At 64.0% G+C, this 20,071-nt stretch carries 18 protein-coding genes; 4 read left to right on the top strand and 14 right to left on the bottom strand.

Annotated features, from left to right (window positions below; all coding sequences use genetic code 11):
* The first annotated feature begins 44 nt into the window (after positions 1-44).
* From pcaF to ACRSCF_RS05440, 3 genes are all read left to right on the top strand, one after another.
* Entirely contained in the window at positions 45-1,256 is a 1,212-nt protein-coding gene (gene pcaF / locus ACRSCF_RS05450) for a 3-oxoadipyl-CoA thiolase (RefSeq protein WP_133072257.1), read from the top strand.
* Positions 1,257-1,263: 7 nt separating this feature from the next.
* Positions 1,264-2,004: an SDR family NAD(P)-dependent oxidoreductase gene (locus tag ACRSCF_RS05445; protein WP_013800773.1), complete on the top strand. Its 741-nt coding sequence runs from the start codon at positions 1,264-1,266 to the stop codon at positions 2,002-2,004.
* A gap of 188 nt (positions 2,005-2,192) precedes the next feature.
* On the top strand, positions 2,193-3,200 hold the full coding sequence (locus tag ACRSCF_RS05440; RefSeq protein WP_046986461.1) for a Bug family tripartite tricarboxylate transporter substrate binding protein: 1,008 nt from the start codon (positions 2,193-2,195) through the stop codon (positions 3,198-3,200).
* A 221-nt stretch (positions 3,201-3,421) separates the two neighbouring features.
* Here ACRSCF_RS05440 and ACRSCF_RS05435 read toward each other — a convergent pair whose 3' ends face one another.
* From ACRSCF_RS05435 to ACRSCF_RS05425, 3 genes are all read right to left on the bottom strand, one after another.
* Positions 3,422-4,216, bottom strand: coding sequence for a hypothetical protein (locus tag ACRSCF_RS05435; protein ID WP_432675280.1), 795 nt, complete (start codon positions 4,214-4,216; stop codon positions 3,422-3,424).
* Between the two features lie 95 nt (positions 4,217-4,311).
* The gene (locus ACRSCF_RS05430) at positions 4,312-5,829 is read right to left on the bottom strand and encodes an alkaline phosphatase (RefSeq protein ID WP_016445550.1); all 1,518 of its coding nucleotides are present in this window, start codon (positions 5,827-5,829) and stop codon (positions 4,312-4,314) included.
* 38 nt (positions 5,830-5,867) lie between these two features.
* Positions 5,868-7,280, bottom strand: coding sequence for an alkaline phosphatase (locus tag ACRSCF_RS05425; RefSeq protein WP_046986463.1), 1,413 nt, complete (start codon positions 7,278-7,280; stop codon positions 5,868-5,870).
* Positions 7,281-7,474: 194 nt separating this feature from the next.
* Between ACRSCF_RS05425 and ACRSCF_RS05420 the strand changes: the two genes are divergently transcribed.
* The gene (locus ACRSCF_RS05420; RefSeq protein WP_046986464.1) at positions 7,475-8,572 is read left to right on the top strand and encodes an MBL fold metallo-hydrolase; all 1,098 of its coding nucleotides are present in this window, start codon (positions 7,475-7,477) and stop codon (positions 8,570-8,572) included.
* 20 nt (positions 8,573-8,592) lie between these two features.
* On the opposite strand, the gene ACRSCF_RS05415 is transcribed toward ACRSCF_RS05420, so the two are convergent.
* The 11 genes from ACRSCF_RS05415 to ACRSCF_RS05365 all read right to left on the bottom strand — a co-directional run bounded on the left by ACRSCF_RS05415 (position 8,593) and on the right by ACRSCF_RS05365 (position 19,829).
* Complete coding sequence (locus ACRSCF_RS05415) at positions 8,593-9,474, bottom strand: class I SAM-dependent methyltransferase (protein WP_034364807.1); 882 nt, start codon at positions 9,472-9,474, stop codon at positions 8,593-8,595.
* The gene (locus tag ACRSCF_RS05410) at positions 9,471-10,091 is read right to left on the bottom strand and encodes a DUF1415 domain-containing protein (RefSeq protein WP_017406652.1); all 621 of its coding nucleotides are present in this window, start codon (positions 10,089-10,091) and stop codon (positions 9,471-9,473) included. The genes ACRSCF_RS05415 and ACRSCF_RS05410 overlap by 4 nt, the downstream gene beginning before the upstream one ends.
* Positions 10,092-10,229: 138 nt before the next feature.
* Positions 10,230-11,408: a deoxyguanosinetriphosphate triphosphohydrolase gene (locus ACRSCF_RS05405; protein WP_034364810.1), complete on the bottom strand. Its 1,179-nt coding sequence runs from the start codon at positions 11,406-11,408 to the stop codon at positions 10,230-10,232.
* 64 nt (positions 11,409-11,472) lie between these two features.
* Positions 11,473-12,591 carry a 3-dehydroquinate synthase gene (gene aroB / locus ACRSCF_RS05400; protein ID WP_034364813.1) on the bottom strand — a complete coding sequence of 373 codons (1,119 nt, stop codon included), beginning with the start codon at positions 12,589-12,591 and terminating at the stop codon, positions 11,473-11,475.
* A gap of 129 nt (positions 12,592-12,720) precedes the next feature.
* Complete coding sequence (locus ACRSCF_RS05395; RefSeq protein WP_016445543.1) at positions 12,721-13,251, bottom strand: shikimate kinase; 531 nt, start codon at positions 13,249-13,251, stop codon at positions 12,721-12,723.
* Positions 13,252-13,316: 65 nt separating this feature from the next.
* Entirely contained in the window at positions 13,317-14,744 is a 1,428-nt protein-coding gene (locus ACRSCF_RS05390) for an Ig domain-containing protein (RefSeq protein WP_016445542.1), read from the bottom strand.
* Positions 14,745-14,766: 22 nt separating this feature from the next.
* Positions 14,767-16,920 (bottom strand): type IV pilus secretin PilQ, encoded by a 2,154-nt coding sequence (gene pilQ, locus ACRSCF_RS05385; RefSeq protein ID WP_016445541.1) that lies wholly within the window; start codon positions 16,918-16,920, stop codon positions 14,767-14,769.
* Positions 16,917-17,465, bottom strand: a complete 549-nt coding sequence (locus ACRSCF_RS05380; RefSeq protein WP_034364816.1) for a pilus assembly protein PilP — start codon at positions 17,463-17,465, stop codon at positions 16,917-16,919. Before ACRSCF_RS05380 ends, pilQ begins: the two co-directional genes overlap by 4 nt.
* Positions 17,462-18,142 carry a type 4a pilus biogenesis protein PilO gene (locus tag ACRSCF_RS05375; protein WP_016445539.1) on the bottom strand — a complete coding sequence of 227 codons (681 nt, stop codon included), beginning with the start codon at positions 18,140-18,142 and terminating at the stop codon, positions 17,462-17,464. The genes ACRSCF_RS05380 and ACRSCF_RS05375 overlap by 4 nt, the downstream gene beginning before the upstream one ends.
* Complete coding sequence (locus tag ACRSCF_RS05370; RefSeq protein ID WP_016445538.1) at positions 18,142-18,753, bottom strand: PilN domain-containing protein; 612 nt, start codon at positions 18,751-18,753, stop codon at positions 18,142-18,144. The genes ACRSCF_RS05375 and ACRSCF_RS05370 overlap by 1 nt, the downstream gene beginning before the upstream one ends.
* A complete protein-coding gene (locus ACRSCF_RS05365; RefSeq protein WP_026062715.1) occupies positions 18,750-19,829 on the bottom strand; it encodes a pilus assembly protein PilM in 1,080 nt (359 codons plus the stop codon). The genes ACRSCF_RS05370 and ACRSCF_RS05365 overlap by 4 nt, the downstream gene beginning before the upstream one ends.
* Positions 19,830-20,071 lie beyond the last annotated feature (242 nt).

Raw genomic sequence — 20,071 nt, 5'->3', positions numbered from 1 at the left:
GCGGCGCACCCCGGCACCTCTTCATTCTTTTCCCAGGAGACACCATGAGCCAGTCCAACCAGGCCTTCATCTGCGACGCCATCCGCACCCCCTTCGGCCGCTACGGCGGCGCCCTGTCCCCGGTGCGTGCCGATGACCTCGGCGCCGTGCCGATCAAGGCGCTGATGGAGCGCAACCCCGGCGTGGACTGGACGGCCGTGGCCGACGTGCTCTACGGCTGCGCCAACCAGGCCGGCGAAGACAACCGCAACGTGGCGCGCATGTCCGCCCTGCTGGCCGGCCTGCCCATCGATGTGCCGGGCGCCACCATCAACCGCCTGTGCGGTTCGGGCCTGGACGCCGTGGGCACGGCCGCGCGCGCCATCAAGGCGGGCGAGGCCCGCCTGATGATCGCGGGCGGCGTGGAAAGCATGAGCCGCGCCCCCTTCGTCATGCCCAAGGCAGAAAGCGCCTTCAGCCGCAGCAACGCCGTCTATGACACCACCATCGGCTGGCGCTTCGTCAACAAGCTGATGAAGCAGCAGTACGGCGTGGACTCCATGCCCGAGACGGCAGAGAACGTGGCCGGCGACTTCAGGATCGAGCGCGAAGCCCAGGACCGCATGGCCCTGGCCAGCCAGCAAAAGGCGGCCGCCGCCATTGCAGCCGGCTACCTGGCCAAGGAAATCGTGTCCGTGTCCATTGCCCAGAAGAAGGGCGACGCCATCGTGGTGAGCCAGGACGAACATCCGCGCGCCACCACCATCGAGGCGCTGGCCAAGCTCAAGGGCGTGGTGCGCCCGGATGGCACGGTGACGGCCGGCAATGCCAGCGGCGTGAACGATGGCGCCTGCGCCCTGCTGCTGGCCAACGAGGAAGCCGCCCAGCAATACAACCTGGTGCCCCGCGCCCGCGTGGTCGGCATGGCCGTGGCCGGCGTGGCACCGCGCATCATGGGCTTCGGCCCCGCGCCTGCCGTGCGCAAGGTGCTGGCCCTGACCGGCCTGACGCTGGAGCAGATGGACGTGATCGAGCTGAACGAAGCCTTCGCCGCGCAGGGCCTGGCCGTGCTGCGCGATCTGGGCATTGCCGACGACGACCGCCGCGTCAACCAATGGGGCGGCGCCATTGCGCTGGGCCATCCGCTGGGCGCCTCCGGTGCCCGCCTGGCTACCACGGCCGTGAACCAGCTGCACACGCTGGGCGGCCGCTACGCGCTGTGCACCATGTGCATCGGCGTGGGCCAGGGCATTGCCGTGATCCTGGAAAAGGTCTGAGACAGCGATGAGCACCGTGGACAACAAGACACCCGTCACCGTGGTCAGCGGCGCCAGCAACGGCATCGGCCGCGCCATCGCCGAGGCCCTGCTGGCCCAGGGCCGCGCCGTGGTCAATCTCGACTACGTGCTGCCCGAATGGAGCCATCCGCTGCTGGTGAGCTACCAGGCCGACCTGACCAGCGAGCAGGCCACGGCCGAGGCGGCGGCCCGCATTGCCGCCGCGCACAACGTGGTGGCCCTGGTCAACAACGCGGGCGCCACGCGCCCCGGCACCATCGACAACGCCAGCACCCAGCATCTGGACGATGTGGTGGGACTGCACCTGCGCGCGCCCATGCTGCTGGTGCAGGCCTTCCTGCCCACGCTGCGTGCCTGCGGCGAGGGCCGCATCGTGAACATGTCCTCGCGCGCCGCGCTGGGCAAGCCCGACCGCATCGTCTACTCGGCGACCAAGGCGGGCCTGATCGGCCTGACGCGCACCCTGGCGATGGAGCTGGGCCGCGACCGCATCACGGTCAATGCCCTGGGCCCCGGCCCCATCGCCACCGAGCTGTTCACCAAGAGCAACCCCGAAGGCGCGCCGCAGACCCAGCGCATCCTCAACAGCATTGCCGTGGGCCGCATGGGCACACCGGAAGACGTGGCGCGCGCCGCGCTGTTCTTCCTGTCGCCCGACAACGGCTTCGTCACCGGCCAGGTGCTCTACATCTGCGGCGGCACCACGCTGGGCGTGGCGCCCATCTGACCGAACGTCGGACCGACCGTCTGACCGACCCGTCTGACCGAACGCCTTCCCAGGCACAACCCCCTTCAAGAAGAACCACTGGAAGCGCCCGCCTGCACAGGCGTGCGCCACACAGGGCATTGCCCTGGCCCAGCCCGGCGTTGCCGGGCCCGGCCATCCACCTTATTGCCGAATCAGGAGACCTCTCGATGTTTGATCAAACCACCCGTTTCACCCGCCGCCGTGGCCTGCAGGCGCTGGCCGCCGCATCCCTGACCGCGCTCGGCGCCCTGTCCGGCACCGCCGCCCTGGCCCAGGACGGCTTCCCCAGCAAGCCCATCACCATCCTCGTGCCCTTCGCCGCTGGCGGCACCACCGACATCCTGGCGCGCATCGTCGCCCAGGCGCTGCAGCAGGAGCTGGGCCAGACCGTGATCGTGGACAACAAGCCCGGCGCGGGCGGCAACATCGGCGCCGTGGCCGCCGCACGTGCGCCGGCCGACGGCTACACGCTGTTCATGGGCACCGTGGGCACGCATGCCATCAATGCCGCGCTCTACGCAAAGCCCGGCTTCGACCCCATCAAGGACTTCTCGCCCCTGACGCGCGTGGCCAACGTGCCCAACCTGCTGGTAGCCCACCCCAGCCAGCCGTTCAAGACCGTCAAGGAAATGATCGCCTATGCGCGTGCCAACCCCGGCAAGCTGAACTACGGCTCCTCGGGCAGCGGCAGCTCCATCCACCTGTCGGGCGAGCTGTTCCGCTCCATGACAGGCCTGGACATGGTGCACGTGCCCTACAAGGGCAGCGCCCCGGCCATCACCGACCTGCTGGGCAACCAGATCGCCGTCATGTTCGACAACATGCCCTCGGCCATCCAGCATGTGCGCTCGGGCAAGCTGCGTCCCATCGCCGTGACCACGGCCAAGCGCTCGCCGGAACTGCCCGATGTGCCCACCGTGGCCGAAGCCGGCGTGCCAGGCTACGAGGCCACCTCCTGGTTCGGCCTGTGGACCCAGGCCAAGACGCCCGCCGCCGTGCAGCAGCGCCTGTACACGGCCATTGCCAAGGTGCTCAAGGACCCGGCCGTGGTCAAGAAGATCAACGACCAGGGAGGTGATGTCGTGATCGACACGCCGGCCGAATTCCTCGCCTACATCAAGGCCGAATCGACGAAGTGGAGCAAGGTCGTCAAGGACTCCGGGGCGCAAGTCTGACCTTCGTTTCCGTATAAAAGAGCTGCTGCGTGCAGCTCTTTTTCATTGGAGCACCGACCTATTGCTAAGCACCGCCCACATCGCACGAACGAGCGCGGCCCAACTCAGGGACACCGAGGAAGGGCCTGAGCCGGCCGCGCCGCCCCGCACCGGGGGTGTCGTCCCCCTTCAGGGGCGCCGTGCAACGGGGAAGGCGCGAAGCGACTCAGGGGGTAATCATTTCAATCCAGCAGATCGGAGTAGTCACCCTTGTCGTAGCCTTCGATGGCCTTCCAGGGCTGGGCCAGCGGTGCGGGCAGCTTGGTGGCGGTGACGACGATGCGCTCGGTGCCGTGGGAGTCGCTGCGCTCCACGCGGCGGGCGAACTGGTTGGCCACGTCCCAGTCGATGACAGTGGTCTGCTCGCCTGCCTTGCCGCGGTAGCGCTGCACGCCGTTGTGCGGCTTGCCCACGCGCTCCATGCCCTGCAGCGCGGTGGGAGGCACGATCCAGTACACGTTGTCGAAGGAGCCGCCGTAGCCCACGTTGCCGTGGTGGGCCAGGTCCACGCTGATGACGCGGCGCAGCTTGGCCAGGATGACTTCCACGCCCACCTTGCCGTCATCGGCGCGGCGGATGGACAGGGGTGCGGCGCGGGCTTCGTCATGGGCGTGGCCGGCGTGCGGGCCGTGGGCCTGGTCATGGCCGTGCTCCTGGCTCTGGCGCAGGGCGGCGGGCATTTCCCGCTCTATCCACAGCTGGGCCTTGCGGCGGTAGACGCGGTTGGTATAGACGCTGCTGCGCTGCACGCCGTCGCTGCCCACGCTCATGGCTTCATAGGTGATGCGCAGGTCGGCCTCGGGCGTGGCCTGCACGGCGGCCGTGGTGCGCGCCCCGGAATCCGCAGGGACTGCGGCCGTGGGTGCGGGTGCCGGCTTGGGCGGCTCGGCGGCCCATGCTGCGGAGACGGAGCAGGCCAGCAGCGCGGCCGCGTAGATGTGGCGCGCCGCGCGCGGCGCCGGAAGGGAGAGCGTCATGGAATCCAGCCAATGCGAAAAAACCGGGGCCGGGCACACGCATGCGCCACGGCTCCGGCCAGGGGTTGGCAAGCAGCCAACGAAGGAAGAAACAATTACAGGCCAGCGGCTTCGCGGACCTTGGAGAACACCTTGGTGTTGTCCATCGTGCCCTTGAAGATCCTGGCGCCCGCGCCGCCGGCGAACAGCATCACGTCGCCGCCGCCATGGGTCTCGGAGCCCGGCGTGCCCAGGTTCAGGCCCACTTCCTGCAGGTAGTTGTCGTCCGTGGTGTCCACGCCGCTGAGGTCCTGGCGCTCCGCGCCGCGAGTGGGCGCGATCCAGGGCTTGTTGCCATCTTCGGCATTGACCTGGCTGGAGGCCGTGGCGTTGGGACGTCCGCCATTGCCGAAGGCCAGCGTGGTGTAGGGCTTGCCGTCCTGGGCCTTGGCCATCTGGCCGCTCTGGTAGTCCTGCACCTTGCCCAGGATGGGGTTGCCGATCCTGGAGTAGCCGTTGAACACCATGTTGTGGTCGTGATCGGCGGTGACGACGATCAGCGTGTTCTTCAGGCCCGGATCCTTCTTTTCCATGTAGGCCATGGCGGTCTCGATGGCGCGGTCGAAGGCCAGCGTGTCTTCCAGCGCGCGCTTGGCATTGGTGCCGTGCAGTGCGTGGTCGATGCGGCCGCCTTCCACCATCAGGAAGAAGCCCTTGTCATTGCGGCTGAGCACATCCAGCGCCTTGCCGGTCATGTCGGACAGGCTGGGCTCGTCCAGCCTTTGCTTGACGCGATCCAGCTCGTAGGCCATTTCGCTTTGCGTGAACAGGCCCAGCAGCTTGGGCGCCTTGGTCGCGTCCAGGGCCGCCAGCTCGCTGCCCTTGGCGACATAGGCGTAGCCCTTGGCCTTCATCATGTCCACGAGGTTGGCCGTGTCCGTGCGCTTGCTGCTGGGGTTGACCGACTTGGGCAGGTAGTTGCGCTGGCCGCCACCCATGAGCACGTCGATGCCGTCGCCCAGCCTGGCGTTGTAGTTGGCATGCCCGGGCACGGACTGCTCGGCAATGCTGTTGTAGCCATTGCGGTTGCAGATATGGGCATAGGTGGCCGCAGGCGTGGCATGGCCCACGCGCGTGGTGGAGATGGCGCCCACGGCGCGGCCCTTGGCCTTGGACAGTTCCAGCAGGGTCTGCGCGGGTTGGCCGTTGCCGGCCGGGCAGGTGGTGTCCTCGCCGTTGATGTACTGCTGGCCGTTGGCCGCGTAGGCCATGGTCTCGGCCGACATGGAGATGACTTCGTTGTTCATCTTCACGCCGGTCATGTAGGCGGCCATCGAGGGCGCGCTGTCCGTGGTCTGGCCATCGCGCGAGAAGGTCTTGATGCGGCTGGCGTAGGGCAGGGACTGCATGGTCAGCGTGGCGCGTTCGCTGCTGGCCAGGGAGCCGGCCTTTTCGGCCAGCTGCTTTTCACCCTTGTAGATGCGCGCGGCGGTCACGGTGACCGGGCCCATGCCGTCGCCGAGGAAGAAGATGACGTTCTTGGCCTCGCCAGCCGCATGGGCTGCAGGCGCCAGCAGCGCCAGCGCGCCGGCCGCCGCCAGGGCGAGGGAGGTCTTTTGAAGGATCGGATGCATGTGGAATTCCTTGAGTGCCTTGAATGCAGCGTGCGGCATCACAAGCCGATGCTCTTCTTGATCAGGTTGAACACGGCCGTGTTGTCGATCACGCCCGAGAACGTATCGGCACCCATGCCTTGAGCCCCCAGGAACACGTCGCCGCCGCCGTGGGTTTCGGAGGCCAGGGGCACCACGGCCTCCTGCAGGTAGTCGGGGCTCTCCAGCGAAGCCGCGTCGATAGGGCCGCGCGTGGCCAGGCGCTTGGGACCGTTGCCGAAGCCCAGGATGGTGTAGGGATTGCCATCCACATCGGTGGAGGCCTTGCCGTCCACGTAGTTCTTGACCAGGCCCAGCACGCCGGGCTTGCCGGCCTCGGTCTTGCCGGTGCGCGCGGCATAGCCGTTCAGGTGCAGCGTGTGGTCATGGTCGGCTGTGACGACGATCAGCGTGTTCTTCAGGCCCGGATCGAGCTTGGCCATCTTGTCCAGCGCGGTCTGGATGGCGTTGTCGAAGGCCACGGTATCCTGCAGCGCGCGGCGCGCGTTGGTGGCGTGCAGCGCATGGTCGATGCGGCCGCCTTCCACCATCAAGAAGAAGCCCTTCTTCTTGGCCGACAGCGCGTCGATGGCCTTGCCCGTCATCTCGGCCAGGCTCGGTTCCTTGGTCGCGTCGCGGTCCAGGTCATAGGCCATGTGGTCCTTGGTGAACAGGCCGGCGATCTTGCTGCCGTCCACGGGCAACTTGTCGAACTCGCTCTTGTTGGCGGCGTAGCTGTACTTTTGCGTCTTGAACTCGGCGATCAGGTTGCGGCTGTCGTTGCGGCGGCCGCCGTCGGCCTTGGGCGTGAAGTAGTACGAGCCACCGCCCAGGATCACGTCCACGCCGTCACCGAGCTTGCTGTTGTAGCCGGAGCCGCCGGGCACCAGGGCCGCGGCGATGGTGTTCTCCGCATCGCGGTGGCAGACGTGCGAGTAGGTGGTTGCCGGCGTCGCATGCGTGATGCGCGCGGTGGAGACCACGCCCGTGCCGTAGCCGGCGGACTTCATCTGCTCGAGCAGCGTGGGAACGGCCTGGCCGTTGCCGCTGGGGCAGGTGCTGTCGTAGTTGGTGTGATAGGCCTTGCCGCTGGCATCCGTGGCCTTGGTGTCGGGCGTCATGGAGATGACTTCGTTGTTCATCTTCACGCCGGTCATGTAGGCGGCCATCGAGGGCGCGCTGTCCGTCACCTGGGCGTCGTTCGAGAAGGTGTGGACGAAGGCCGTCTCGGGCAGCTTGTCCATGGTCAGCTCACCGTCTTCGCCCACGCTGTAGATGCGCGCGGCGGTCATGGTGGTGATGCCCATGCCGTCACCCAGGAAGAACAGCACGTTCTTGGTCGGGGTGGCAGCGGACGATCCATCGCTGCCGCCACAGGCGCTCAACAGCAGCGACGCACCGGCCAGCGCGCTGCACAACATCTTCAGTTTCATGCGGATATCCCTTTGTAGGCAGGGGACCCCGCGGCAAGGCCGCGCCCTCCCCCTGTTGATTGATTTGTGCACTGTAGGAACAGCCCGTGACGAGCCAGTGACAGTCAGCCCAGGCCGGCAGGCGTATCGTTGCAGGCAAGGCGCTGAGGGCCGGATAGCATTGCGGCCAACCCAGCGACGGAACAAGGAACCCCATGAACCAGAAAGCCCAAGACCCGATCGCCTCGCAGGCCCCGGAAGCGCCGCCCAGGCCGGTGCTCGACTACCCGTTCGAGGCGCCGCCGCAGCGCGGGCAGACGCTGGAGGTGGCGCCCGGCGTGCTCTGGCTGCGCATGCCCCTGCCCTATGCGCTGGACCACATCAATCTCTGGGCCATCGATGACGGCCAGGGCTGGGCCATCGTCGATACGGGTGCGCGCACCGACGAAGGCGTGGCCACCTGGCGCGCGCTGTTCTCCCAATCCACCGATGGCCGCTCGCTGACGCGCGTCTTCGTCACCCACATGCACCCCGACCATGTGGGCCTGGCCGGATGGCTGACGCGCAAGTTCCATGTGCCCCTGTACATGACGCGCCTGGAGTACCTCAACTGTCGCGTCGTGGTCTCGGACTGCAGCCGCGAGGCCCCGCCCGACGCCATCGCCTTCTACCGCCGCGCAGGCTGGAGCGACAGCGCACTGGAGTCCTACCGCGCCCGCTTCGGCAACTTCGGCAAGCACATCCATGCCCTGCCCGACAGCTACCGCCGCCTGCACGATGGAGAGGAACTGCGCATAGGAAAACACCTGTGGCGCGTGGTGGTCGGCAGCGGCCACTCGCCCGAGCACGCCAGCCTGTACTGCCCCGATCTCAAGCTGCTGATCTCGGGCGACCAGGTGCTGCCGCGCATCTCGTCCAACGTCTCGGTCCACCCCATGGAACCCGACGCCAACCCCATGGCCGACTGGATGGAGTCTCTGGAAAAGGTCAGGCGCGAAGTGCCCGACGATGTGCTCGTCCTGCCCGCGCACGGCGATTGCTTTCGCGGCCTGCATGCGCGCATCGATTCGCTGGTGGCAGGCCAGGAGCGTGCCAGCGACCGGCTGCTGGCAGCCCTGGCCGAGCCGCGTCGCGCCGTCGATGTCTTCGGCGCCCTCTTCTCACGCCCCATCAGCGAATCCAGCCCAGCCCTGCTGGGCATGGCCACGGGCGAAAGCCTGGCCTGCCTGAATCATTTGATGCATGCAGGGCAGGTGGAGCGCAGCATTGATGCCGATGGCATCGCCTGGTACCACGCCGTGGCGGGGGTCTGAGACTGCTGCAGGCAGCCGGCTCAGGCCGCCTGCAGCAGCGGATAGCGCTGTGCCATCGCATCCTGCAGGCCGAACTCCGCCAGGATGGCGCGCATGCGCTCAACCGCACTGCGCTTTTTCTGCCCCGTGTAACGCGCAATGATCAGCTCGTTCTTCATGCTGTGCTCCCAGCCGACCAGCTCGGTCACGGTGACCTGGTAACCGCAGGCTTCCAGGTACAGGCAGCGCAGCACGTTGGTGAGCTGGCTGCCCATTTCGCGCGTGTGTATGGGATGGCGCCACAGTTCGGCCAGCGGCGTGCGCGTCAGGCTCAGCGCCTTGGTCTGGCGCAGGCAGGCAGCGACCTCGGCCTGGCAGCAGGGCACCAGCACCATGGCCTTGGCCTTTTTCTCCAGGCCGAAGGCGATGGCATCGTCGGTGGCGGTGTCGCAGGCATGCAGGGCCGTGACCACGTCGAATTGCGCAGGCATGAAGTCGGCATGCGTGGATTCGGCCACCGACATGTTGAGGAAGCCCATGCGGTCGAAGCCCAGCTCGGCGGCCAGCTTCTGCGAAGCCTCCACCAGCGGCGCGCGCGTTTCTATGCCGTAGATATGGCCGCGCCCCAGCGGCTTGAAATACAGGTCGTAGAGGATGAATCCCAGGTAGGACTTGCCGGCGCCGTGGTCGGCCAGGGTGACCGCATGGCCGTCGGCCGACAGTTCTTCGAGGATGGGCGCGATGAACTGGTAGAGGTGGTAGACCTGCTTGAGCTTGCGGCGCGAATCCTGGTTGATCTTGCCTTCGCGCGTGAGGATGTGCAGTGCCTTGAGCAGTTCAATGGACTGGCCGGGCTTGAGGCCCAGCTGCGCGGTCACATCCTGCTCGGGCTTTGCGGCAGGCTTGCCCTGGCGCGCCTTCATTCGGCAGCGTCCGGCTTGGCTGCGTGCGCCATAGGGCAGCGCGCGCCCACACCCAGGTCCAGCCAGCCTTCGATGCCGATCTTCTCCAGCGTCTCCATGTTGCGCTCGTAGATGGATTCGGCTTCGGGGAACACCTCGACCGCCTTGTCTATGCTGTCCTCGCGCAGCAGGTGCAGCGTGGGATAGGGAGAGCGGTTGGTGCAGTTGGTGACGTCGTCGGCTTCGGTGCCCTCGAACTGGAACTGCGGGTGGAACGAGGCCACCTGCAGGATGCCGCCCAGGTCCAGCTCCTCGACCATGGCGTCGGCCACTTCGAGAAAGTCGTTGAAGTCCAGGAAGTCCTGCAATGCGTGCGGCAGGATCAGCAGCGTGGTGTCGCGCTTGTCCGGGGAGGCCTCGGCCAGGGCTTCCAGCTCGCGGTGCAGGTCTGCCGCCACGCCTTCGGCGTCGGTGGCCTGGCTGACCGTGTAGTGGATCTGGCCCTTGATGTGCACGCCCTTGGCGAAGGGGCACAGGTTCAGGCCGATCACGGCCTTTTCGAGCCAGTGCACCGTATCCTCGATCACGGTGACAGGCGGAAACTCGGCCGCGCGAATCTCGTGGTTGGTATCGGTCATGGCTGTGCCCTTCAAAAATGCGAACGGGGGCACTGCGCCCCCAGACATTGCGAAACCGTCCAGGAACCCTTCCCTGCCCTGTCACGCAGGGTCCGCATTCTAGCCGCGCCGCCCCGGCGACGCCGTTGCTCGGATTTCTCAGCCCAGCAGGCGCAGGCCTGTCAGCAGCTCATGCTCGCGGGCCGCGTAGCGGTCCGTCATCCCGGCGATGAAGTCGGCCACCACCCGCGCACGCGCCGATACGTCCTCGGCCAGCATGGCCCGCTGCACGAAGCGCGGCTTCATGCGGTCGGGCTCGACCATGTAGGCCGCAAACAGCTCGGCCACCACCTGCTGCGCGCCTTCCATGGTCTTCACCACCTGCTCATGGCGGTAGAGATTGCGGAACAGGAACTGCTTGAGCTGCTGCGACTGCTGCCTCATGGTATCGCTGAAGCCCACCAGAGGGCCAGGCTGGGCGCGCACCTCGTCCACCGAACAGGGCCGTGCCTGAGCAATGCGTTGCTGCGTGGCGGCGATCACGTCATAGACCTGGTCGCTGAGCATGCGGCGGATGCTTTCGTACAGCAGGCGCCGCTCGGCCAGGGGCATGCCCAGTTGAGGATGCTCGGCCAGTGTTGCGTCGTGATAGCGCGCGAACAGGGGAACAGCCTCGCACAGCTGGGGCATGGTGATCAGGCCGGAGCGCACGCCATCGTCCACGTCATGGGCGTTGTAGGCAATGGCATCGGCCAGGTTGCACAGTTGGGCCTCCAGCGAAGGCTGCCGGCCCAGCAGAAAACGCTGCGCCACCCCGCCGGGCTCGCGCGCCTCCAGGTGCTCGGCATTGGTGCGCGAGCAGTGCTTGAGAACGCCCTCGCGCGTCTCGAAGCTCAGGTTCAGGCCGTCAAAGGCTGGATAGCGCTCTTCCAGCCGGTCCACCACGCGCAGGCTTTGCAGGTTGTGCTCGAAGCCGCCATGCGGCTGCATGCAGGCATTGAGCGCATCCTGGCCCGCATGGCCGAAGGGGGTGTGGCCCAGGTCGTGGGCCAGACAGATGGCCTCGACCAGATCTTCGTCAAGTTGCAGCGATCGGGCCACCGAGCGGCCCAGCTGGGCCACTTCCAGCGAGTGCGTCAGGCGGGTGCGGAACAGGTCGCCCTCATGGTTGACGAAGACCTGGGTCTTGTAGACCAGGCGCCGGAAGGCCGAGGAATGGACGATGCGGTCCCGGTCGCGCTGGAAGTCGCTGCGCGTGGGCGCAGGCGCCTCCGGGAAACGCCGCCCCCGGCTGAACGCCGGGTTGCAGGCATAGGGGGCCAGGGCCTGTTTCTGCATTCGATCGCCTCATCATGCTGACAAGGGCACTCTAGCAGTTCCGGCTTGCCCCCAGCGCCGCGCGTCAGGCGCAGCAGGCGTCTATGACTTCGCGCACCAAGGCATCGGGCGCCGAGCGCATGACGGCCTTTCCCGGCCCGTCAATGAGAACGAAGCGGATCTCGCCCGCCTCGGACTTCTTGTCCACGCGCATCAGCTCCAGATAGCGGCCAGCGTTGTCACGCGCATCCAGCACGGCGCCGCGCACCGGCAGGCCCGCACGTTCGATCAGCACGCGCAGCCTTTGCACAAAGGCGGCATCCACCAGGCCAAGGCGCTGCGACAGCTCGGCCGCCATGACCATGCCTGCGCCCACGCCTTCGCCGTGCAGCCAGTTGCCGTAGCCCATGCCGGCTTCGATCGCATGCCCGAAGGTGTGGCCGAAATTGAGAATGGCGCGCAATCCGGCCTCTTTCTCGTCCTGCCCCACCACCCAGGCCTTGATCTCCACGCTGCGCTTGATCGCGTGCGCCAGTGCAGTGCGGTCGCGGGCAAGCAAGGCATCCATGTTCTCCTCCAGCCAGGCCAGGAAGTCCATGTCGGCGATGGGCCCGTACTTGATGACCTCGGCCAGGCCGGCGCTCAGCTCGCGCACGGGCAGCGTGTCCAGCGAGGCCAGATCGCAAACCACCAGCTGCGGCTGGTAGAAGGCGCCGATCATGTTCTTGCCCAGCGGATGGTTGATGGCGGTCTTGCCGCCCACCGACGAGTCCACCTGCGACAACAGCGTGGTGGGCACTTGCACGAAGGGCACGCCGCGCATGTAGCTGGCGGCAGCAAAGCCCGTCATGTCGCCGATGACGCCGCCGCCCAGCGCGAACAGCACGGTCTTGCGGTCGCAACCACCGGACAGCAGGTCATCGAAGATCAGATTCAGCGTCTGCCAGTCCTTGTGGGCCTCGCCATCGGGCAGCACCACGGTCCGCACGCTGCGGTAGCGCTGCTCCAGCACGCGGCGCAGTGCGGGCTCATAGAGCGGTGCGACCACATCGTTGCTGACGATGACGGCCTGTGCCGCAGAAGGCAGCGCGGCATAGGTGGCTGCCTGGTCCAGCAGGCCGGTGCCGATGGCAATCGGATAGGAGCGCTCACCCAGGTCAATGGTCACGACCTGGGCAGCAGGCGAGGAGGAGGCGTGGGGCAAGATGATGTCGCTCCAGGGGAGAAAGAATGAAAAGGTTTCCGCGACACGGCAGCGCGCCCGGCAACTGCCGATCTTAAAGAAAAAGGCCCCGGCAAGTGCCGAGGCCTTTGGTGTTCCAGCGGGCAGCGTTCAGGCCAGCTCCGCCTGCATGCGTATGCGCTGGGCGGCCTGCGCCACAGACAGGCCGGATGTCTGGATCACGAAGTGCGCCGTCTCCAGATACAGGGGCTCGCGCTGCAGCAGCAACTCGCGCAGGCGCAACGCCGGATCCTCCACCTGCAGCAAGGGCCGCGTCACATCGTTGCGCAGCCGCGCGGCGATGTCCTCTGGCGTGCAATCCAGGTAGAAGACCTGGGTGCGCTCATGCAGATGGCGGCGATTTTGCTCGCGCAGCACCACGCCGCCGCCCGTGGACAACAGCAGGCTGGATGTGGAGGCCGACAGCTCATCAATGACCTGCGACTCCATGTCGCGAAAAGCCTGCTCGCCCTCACGCTCGAAAAACTCCCGGATGCTGCAGCCCAGGCGCTGCTCGATCACATGGTCCGAATCCACAAAACGCATCGACCACAGGCGCGCCAGCTGGCGCCCTATGGTCGATTTGCCGGAGCCGGGCAGGCCGATCAGGGCCACCCGGGTTACCAAGCCTGAAACATCCATTTGCTGTTACCGCACGGGCCATGGGAAATCAAAATTATCTCCCATGGCCGTGAACGGCATCGCCTTTACGGCGTCGTGGTTGCCGGCTTGGCCACCGTGATGGTCATGTTCCTCGTGATCACCGTGTTGTCGGCATCCGTGACGCGCACGATCATGTTGAAGGTGCCATCCGCCGTCGGAGTACCCGACAAGATGCCGTCGCTGGACAACGCCAGCCCTTCGGGAGTGCCACCCAGACTCACCCACGTGTAGGGAGCGGTACCGCCGGTTGCCGACAGTGCGTACGCCAGGGCCACACCACGGACGCCAGAGATGGTCGGTGCAGTGAAGGCCAGAGGTGCCTTGGCCGCAATGGTCACGGTCACGGTCTTGTCGACCACGGTGCCCTGTGCGTCCTGCACACGTACCAGCATGTTGAAGGTTCCGACCACCGTCGGCGTACCGGAAAGCACGCCGTCGCTGCTCAGGCGCATACCGTCTGGAACACCGCCCAGTGTCGACCAGCGGTAAGGAGGAATGCCGCCTGTTGCTGCAAAGCCGTACACCAGAGGCTGGTCCTTGACACCCGTGATGCTCAAGCCATCAGGCAGGGCCAGAGGCGTCTTGGCGATCTCATGGTAGACACCCACAACGGTATAGGCCCTGATGGGATCCTGAATGCCATTGCTGACATCATTGTCCCGGCGGTCCACGGTCGTTTCCAGCACGATGGCGCCGCTATCGGGGCCACTGGAAAGCGACAGCTGTGCGATGCCGTTGAGCGAATTGACTTGCAACGAAGAGCCAGCCTTGGATCCAGAGATCAGGCGCGCACCTTCATAAGCCGAGCTGGGCAAAATCCGAACCTGCACATTGGGGCTGGTACCAGTGACCGGTTGATTGCGGTCGTCGACCACCTTCACTTCCAGTGCTACGTTATTTCGCAGATTGGAGAGGTTGTCGCGGGATCCCAGATAGCCAGGCGTCTGGGTCACGGCCAGCGTGCTGGCAGGAATGCCCTGCGCAGCGCCACCGACATTAACACTGGTCACAGCACTCACCTGGCGCTTATCGCGGGGATCGGTCACCGTGCAAGTCACGCTTGCTACACCAGCCTTGTCGATTGCGTGCAAGTGGAAAGTGGCACTACCAGAGTTGGAGCCCAGCACAATGGAACGACTGGCTGAGATATTTCCTTTATCGTCTTTTTTATCCGTTCCATCCAGATAATACAGAACTGCCGAATCAAGACCTGCAGTCACGGCGCATTGAAAAATGCCATCCCCACCAGGAATAGGCATATTTCCTTGACGAGCCTCGACATACATTGTTGTCGTATATGCCGCATCAGCACCAATACCAGGACCGGCATTTCCAATATTCACCGGCAGCTGCGTCTTATCTGCGCGCAGCGAAATGGTATACGGCTGATTTGTCTCACCAGCACTCCCTCCACCACCACCACACCCGGCCAGACCGAGTGCCAGCATGGCACCGAACATGATTTTTTGCATGATTATCTATCTCCTACTACATTCAACGAGCACTTCTGATGTCAGCCAACATCTTCGGTGTAATAAATACCAGCATTTCCCGCTTCTGGGACTCTCTCACGCGACTTTTGAAAAGATGCCCCAGAACAGGGACATCGCCCAATAGCGGAATCTTGTTTTCCGTATTGGTCTCCTCCATCTCGAAGATACCGCCGATCACTACAGTTCCACCATTCTGGACAAGAACCTGGGTACGCACATGCTTGGTATCGATGGCAACGCCTTGCAACGTGCTCTCACCACGTGAATCCTTGTTGACATCGAGGTCCAGAATGATATCGCCTTCGGGAGTGATTTGAGGCGTCACCTCCAGTTTCAGAACAGCCTTTTTGAAAGCAATGGTCGTCGCACCGTTAGGCGCAGTCACAGAGTAGGGGTACTCAGTACCCTGCTCAATCAATGCCTTGGTTTGATCAGCCGTTACCAACCTCGGGCTGGAAATGATCTTTCCCTGGCCATCGGACTCCATGGCAGAAAGCTCAAGAGTCAGGAATCGATTTGCAGCCGCATTGAAAATAGACATGGCAAACGTCCCGGAGTTCGCCACGTTTGACAGCTTCCCAGGCAGATTGACAAAATTTCCCGAGGTATTCACAGCCTGCCCGCTTGCCCCAGCTGAAGCATTGGCATTGTCAAAACCCGTACCGATGGCCACGCGGTTATCCCCACCAATGCTGTATCCCCCATCCCCACCGCGTTGAGCCCGCAAATCCCCGCCGCCTAGACGGACGCCCAGTGCACGGCCAAATGTGTCACGGGCTTCAACGATACGAGCTTCGATCAGCACTTGGCGAACAGGCACGTCCAGTGTCGCCAGCAGCACCTTCACTTCTTCCAGTTTCGTGGCTGTGTCGGTCACGAACAGCTGGTTGGTTCGGGGCTCCGAAATCGCAGATCCGCGCTCAGACAGAAATCTGGTGGAGGTTCCGCCAGTCCCGCCGCCACCACCGCTGCTTGCGCTGATCTGTTGAAGAATATCGGCTGCCTTCGCATAGTTCAGCTGAAAGCTCTGGGTCCGAAGCGGCTCCAGTTTCTGGATTTCCATGGCGGCTTCATAGTCACGCTTGGTGCGCGCATCGATCTCATCCTTGGGCGCAATCCAGAGCACCGAGCCCGACTTGCGCATGCCCAGGCCCTTGGCATCCATGATGATCTGCAGCGCCTGGTCCCAGGGAACATCCTTCAGACGCAGGGTCAGCGCCCCGGAAACCGTGTCCGAGGTCACGATGTTGAAGTTCGTGAAGTCGGCAATCACCTGCAGCAGGGACCGCACTTCGATGTTCTGGAAATTCAGGGAGAGCTTTTCACCGCTGTAGCCGGGGCCCTGCGTGAGCTTGCTCACATCCACCTTTTTCTGGCGGACCTCGATCACAAACTGGCTGTCGCTTTGGTAGGCACTGTGCTCCCAGTCACCGACGGGAGCGATACGCATGCGCACGGATTCCCCCTGCTGCACCGATGAGATTGTCTGCACCGGTGTTCCGAAATCCGCAACATCCAGCTTGCGGCGCAAGCCTTCAGGCAGGGAGGAACGCAGAAAATCGACGACCAGTTCCTTGCCTTCGCGGCGCAGGTCCACGCCGACCTGGCTATTGCTCAATCCCACGACGATGCGGCCCGAGCCATCGCTGCCACGACGGAAATCAACATCCCGAATGGGTTGGACATCGCTACCGACGGCTGTCTTGGCTTCGAACACACCCTGCTGTGCAGAAGGCTTCACCGCAGCAGACGCAGCTACAGGATCCAGCAGGATCAGCAACGCCTTGCCTTGGCGCTCAGTGCGGTAGGAAGTCGCCGTTTTCAAATTCAGCACCAGCCGGGAACGGCCCGAGGCCTCCACGATATTGATGGAACGCAGGTTGCCCTGGTTGAGCTCGACCATCGATTTGCCCGTCGCATTGGTTGCGCCAGGAAAATCCAGCGCGATCCGTGCAGGCGACTGGATCGCAAATCCGGTCGGGTCCGCAGCCAGCGCTTCGGAAAGCTCGATGCGCACCACCTCGGTGCTCCCCTGGAGGGAACCGGAGACCGACTCTATAGCGGACTGCGCCCATGCAAAGGAGCCCAGCAACCAACCGCCCAAGGCGATTCCCCAGCGAGCTTTATGAGACATGCTGCGATGTGTACCCATCATTTCCTTCCCTCCTGCAACTCCAGTGTGCTATTTCTTTCTATCCAGTCGCCGCTGCCATCCTGGACGATTTCCCGCAACTGGATGGAAGTCTCCGTGATCCGGGTGATCTTTCCGTAGTTCTGTCCCAGGTAATTTCCTGCACGAACCTGATACAGCAAGGCTCCTACCTTGATCAGCGCCGTAGGCACACCCTTCTTGTCCAGACTGCCCACCATGGTCATTGCATCCAGGGGCTCTGCTTCCAGCGGCTCCTTGCGGCGGTTGAGTTCTGCGGCAATCAGGCTGGTATTCGCATTGGTCTGGGCCGATTCCTTGCGCAGCACCTGCATCAGTTTCAAGGGATTGAAGGGGTCCATGCCATCAGCCCCCAGGTAGGCTTGGGGCGTAAACGCTTTGGGCTCTTCCAAAGGCTTGACCCGAGGCTTTGCATTGGCTTTCTCCTGAGCCATCCAGGTTTGCAACTCCTCTTGATCAGAAGAAGTGCAGCCCGAGACGGCCAAACAGCCAGACAACATAAGCAAGACGCTGCAGCGCATGTGTCTCATTTCTTCTTGCCCTTCCCGGCAGCCGCGCGCTGCGCCTGCACTTCATCGGCATCCAGATAGCGGAAGGTTCGCGCCGTCGCCTCCATGCTCAGGACCTCGCTTCCGTCCTTGCCCACAGGGACAATCGACAAGTTGTTCAAGGTCACGATGCGAGACAGGTAGGCCACGTCGGAAGCGAATGAACCGATGTCATGAAAGCGTCCTGTGACCTTCAAAGCAATGGGCAGCTCGGCGTAGTACTCCTTGACCACCATCGCCCCGGGGCGGAACGTTTCAAACTGAAGGCTGCGCCCCAGTCCGGCCTGGTTGATGTCCGAGAGCAGCGCAGCCATTTCCGCCTTGCTGGGCAACTGCTTTTCCAGCTGTGTCACATATTGCTGGACCTGTTCACGCTGCTTCTTCAGGCCATCCAGGCTGACCGCCTTGGACAGCTTCTGGCTGAAGTCCTGGCGCAGCGTGACTTCGGTGTTGCGCTCTTGCTCCAGCATGTCCTCATAGTCCTTGATCAGTACGTACCAGAGCAAGGCGGCAACGCCCAACGCAATGGCAACGCACAACAGAAAACGCGGCAGCAAGGGCCACCGCGAAGGATCATTGGGATCAAGACCACGGAATTGGCGCTGGATGTTCTCCTGCAGTGCGGAGAAGTCGATGTCGTTCTTTTTCTTCTTGGCCATCACTGGGACTTTCCTGGGTTGGCCGCCGTCGGAAGGCCTTTCTCCGCAACGCTGGCGCGCGTGAGCTGGAAGCGCAGATTGAACGCTGCAGCACGGCGCTGGTCCTTGGGCGTGACGTTGACCGTCTTGGCCACGATCTCCACCAGTTCCGGCTTGGAGATCCAGGGCGTTCCCTCGGACAGATTGCGCAGCATCTCGGACACCCGCTCATTGGACTGCGCCGTGCCCTGCATGGTCACGGCCAGACCTTCCTGCTTGATGCTGGTGATGTAGACGCCATCGGGCAGTTGGGACACCAGCTCGTTGAGCATGTGCACCGGCAGATTGCGATCGGACTGCAGGTCTTCCACGGCCTTCTGACGTGCACGCAGGGCAGTGATCTCATCCTCCAGCCCGGCGATTTCCTTGATCTGGGACTCCAGCACCGTGATCTCGGCGCGCAGCATGCTGTTCTTTGCCTGCTGGGCTTCGATCATCATCTGGTACCACCAGTAGACAGCACCAATGATCAAAACCCCTATCAGGGCCGAAAGGACCATGGTGGCCTGGAATGCTTCCTTGCGTCGCTTGCGTGTGGCTTCTCTGTGAGGAAGCAGATTGATCAGGATCACGACACAAACCTCCGCATGGCCAGACCGCAGGCGGTCAGGTAGGCGGGGGCCTCGCGCGACATGCGCTTGAGGCGCACGCCGCTGCCGACTTCCATGCCATCGAAGGGGTTGGCAAGGCTGCAGGCGAATCCGGTCTGCTGCGTGATGGCCTCGGACAGGCCGGAAAGCGGTGCCGAGCCGCCAGCCAGCAGGATGTGGTCTATGCGGTTGTGGGGCGTGCTGGTGAAAAAGAACTGCAGTGCGCGCGACACTTCCTGCGTCATGCTCTGCACGAAGGGCTTGAGCACGGCGGAGGCGTAGTCCTCCGGCAGTTCGCCGTTGCGCTTCTTGGACTCGGCCTCTTCAAGGGAGAAGCCATATTGGCGCGCGATCAGCTGCGTCAGCTGGGCGCCGCCAAAGGCCTGGTCACGGTCGTACAGCACCTCGTCGTCACGCAGGATCTGCATGCTGGTCGTCATGGCGCCTACCTCGAACAGCGCCACCAAAGCGTTGTTGCCCTGATTGGGCAGGCGCTCGATCAACCGTCCGGCGGCCATGCGGGAGGCATGGGGCTCGATGTCGATGACCATCGGTTTGAGGCCGGCCGCCTCGGCCAGGCCCTGGCGGTCCTGCACCTTCTCGCGGCGGGAGGCGGCAATGAGCACATCCACGTCGCCAGGCGAATTCGATGACGGGCCTATAACACAGAAGTCCAGACTCACTTCGTCGAGCGAAAAAGGAATGTACTGATTGGCCTCGGATTCGACCTGGACCTCCAGTTCCTGCTCGCTCATGCCGTCGGGCAGCGAAATCTTCTTGGTGATCACGGCCGAAGCCGGCAATGCCATGGCCACGTTCTTGGTCCGCGTGCCGCTTTTTTTGACCAGCCGCCGTACAGCCTCTGCCACTTCGTCGAACTTTTCGATGTTGCCATCCGTGATCCATCCCCGCTCCAGCGGCTCGATGGCACAGCGCTCCAGCAACAGTTCGCCCGACCTGGCACGAGACAGCTCAACGAGCTTGGCGCTCGAAGAACTGATGTCGATGCCTAGCAAAGGTGCGGGCTGGCGACTGAATAAGGATCCCATAGCAATCAACTTGCCCTCCCTCTTCTTGTGTATGTAAAGAACGCAACAAACCTTCACATATAGGTTGAATGCTATCAGCAAGACTGCGCGCAACTCACCATGCCTGCCGGAGCATGGTTGACGGTAGTGGCCAAAAACAGACATTGTTGCGGGCCATCAAATGCGACAGGAATGCACCCCTGCTTGCATGTCGGCCTGTACGCCTGGCTTAGGATGCGAGGCTTGCGGCCATGCTGGCAACCGTGTGCAGC

The organism is Delftia sp. 11MD (assembly GCF_050907895.1).
In the GTDB taxonomy this organism is placed as follows: Bacteria; Pseudomonadota; Gammaproteobacteria; order Burkholderiales; family Burkholderiaceae_C; genus Comamonas; species Comamonas tsuruhatensis.
The sequence above is the reverse complement of the archived record's forward strand: the minus strand, read 5'-3'. Positions and strand labels throughout refer to the sequence as shown.

Bases quoted from the DNA above. Each gene is read 5' to 3' on its own strand.
- ACRSCF_RS05405 (WP_034364810.1), bottom strand. From the start codon at position 11,408: ATGCAGAAACAGGCCCTGGCCCCCTATGCCTGCAACCCGGCGTTCAGC.
- ACRSCF_RS05420 (WP_046986464.1), top strand. From the start codon at position 7,475: ATGAACCAGAAAGCCCAAGACCCGATCGCCTCGCAGGCCCCGGAAGCG.
- ACRSCF_RS05375 (WP_016445539.1), bottom strand. From the start codon at position 18,142: ATGGCCAAGAAGAAAAAGAACGACATCGACTTCTCCGCACTGCAGGAG.
- ACRSCF_RS05445 (WP_013800773.1), top strand. From the start codon at position 1,264: ATGAGCACCGTGGACAACAAGACACCCGTCACCGTGGTCAGCGGCGCC.
- ACRSCF_RS05395 (WP_016445543.1), bottom strand. From the start codon at position 13,251: ATGGATGTTTCAGGCTTGGTAACCCGGGTGGCCCTGATCGGCCTGCCC.
- ACRSCF_RS05425 (WP_046986463.1), bottom strand. From the start codon at position 7,280: ATGAAACTGAAGATGTTGTGCAGCGCGCTGGCCGGTGCGTCGCTGCTG.
- ACRSCF_RS05380 (WP_034364816.1), bottom strand. From the start codon at position 17,465: ATGAGACACATGCGCTGCAGCGTCTTGCTTATGTTGTCTGGCTGTTTG.
- ACRSCF_RS05430 (WP_016445550.1), bottom strand. From the start codon at position 5,829: ATGCATCCGATCCTTCAAAAGACCTCCCTCGCCCTGGCGGCGGCCGGC.
- ACRSCF_RS05440 (WP_046986461.1), top strand. From the start codon at position 2,193: ATGTTTGATCAAACCACCCGTTTCACCCGCCGCCGTGGCCTGCAGGCG.
- ACRSCF_RS05390 (WP_016445542.1), bottom strand. From the start codon at position 14,744: ATGCAAAAAATCATGTTCGGTGCCATGCTGGCACTCGGTCTGGCCGGG.
- ACRSCF_RS05435 (WP_432675280.1), bottom strand. From the start codon at position 4,216: ATGACGCTCTCCCTTCCGGCGCCGCGCGCGGCGCGCCACATCTACGCG.
- pcaF (WP_133072257.1), top strand. From the start codon at position 45: ATGAGCCAGTCCAACCAGGCCTTCATCTGCGACGCCATCCGCACCCCC.
- ACRSCF_RS05410 (WP_017406652.1), bottom strand. From the start codon at position 10,091: ATGACCGATACCAACCACGAGATTCGCGCGGCCGAGTTTCCGCCTGTC.
- pilQ (WP_016445541.1), bottom strand. From the start codon at position 16,920: ATGATGGGTACACATCGCAGCATGTCTCATAAAGCTCGCTGGGGAATC.
- ACRSCF_RS05415 (WP_034364807.1), bottom strand. From the start codon at position 9,474: ATGAAGGCGCGCCAGGGCAAGCCTGCCGCAAAGCCCGAGCAGGATGTG.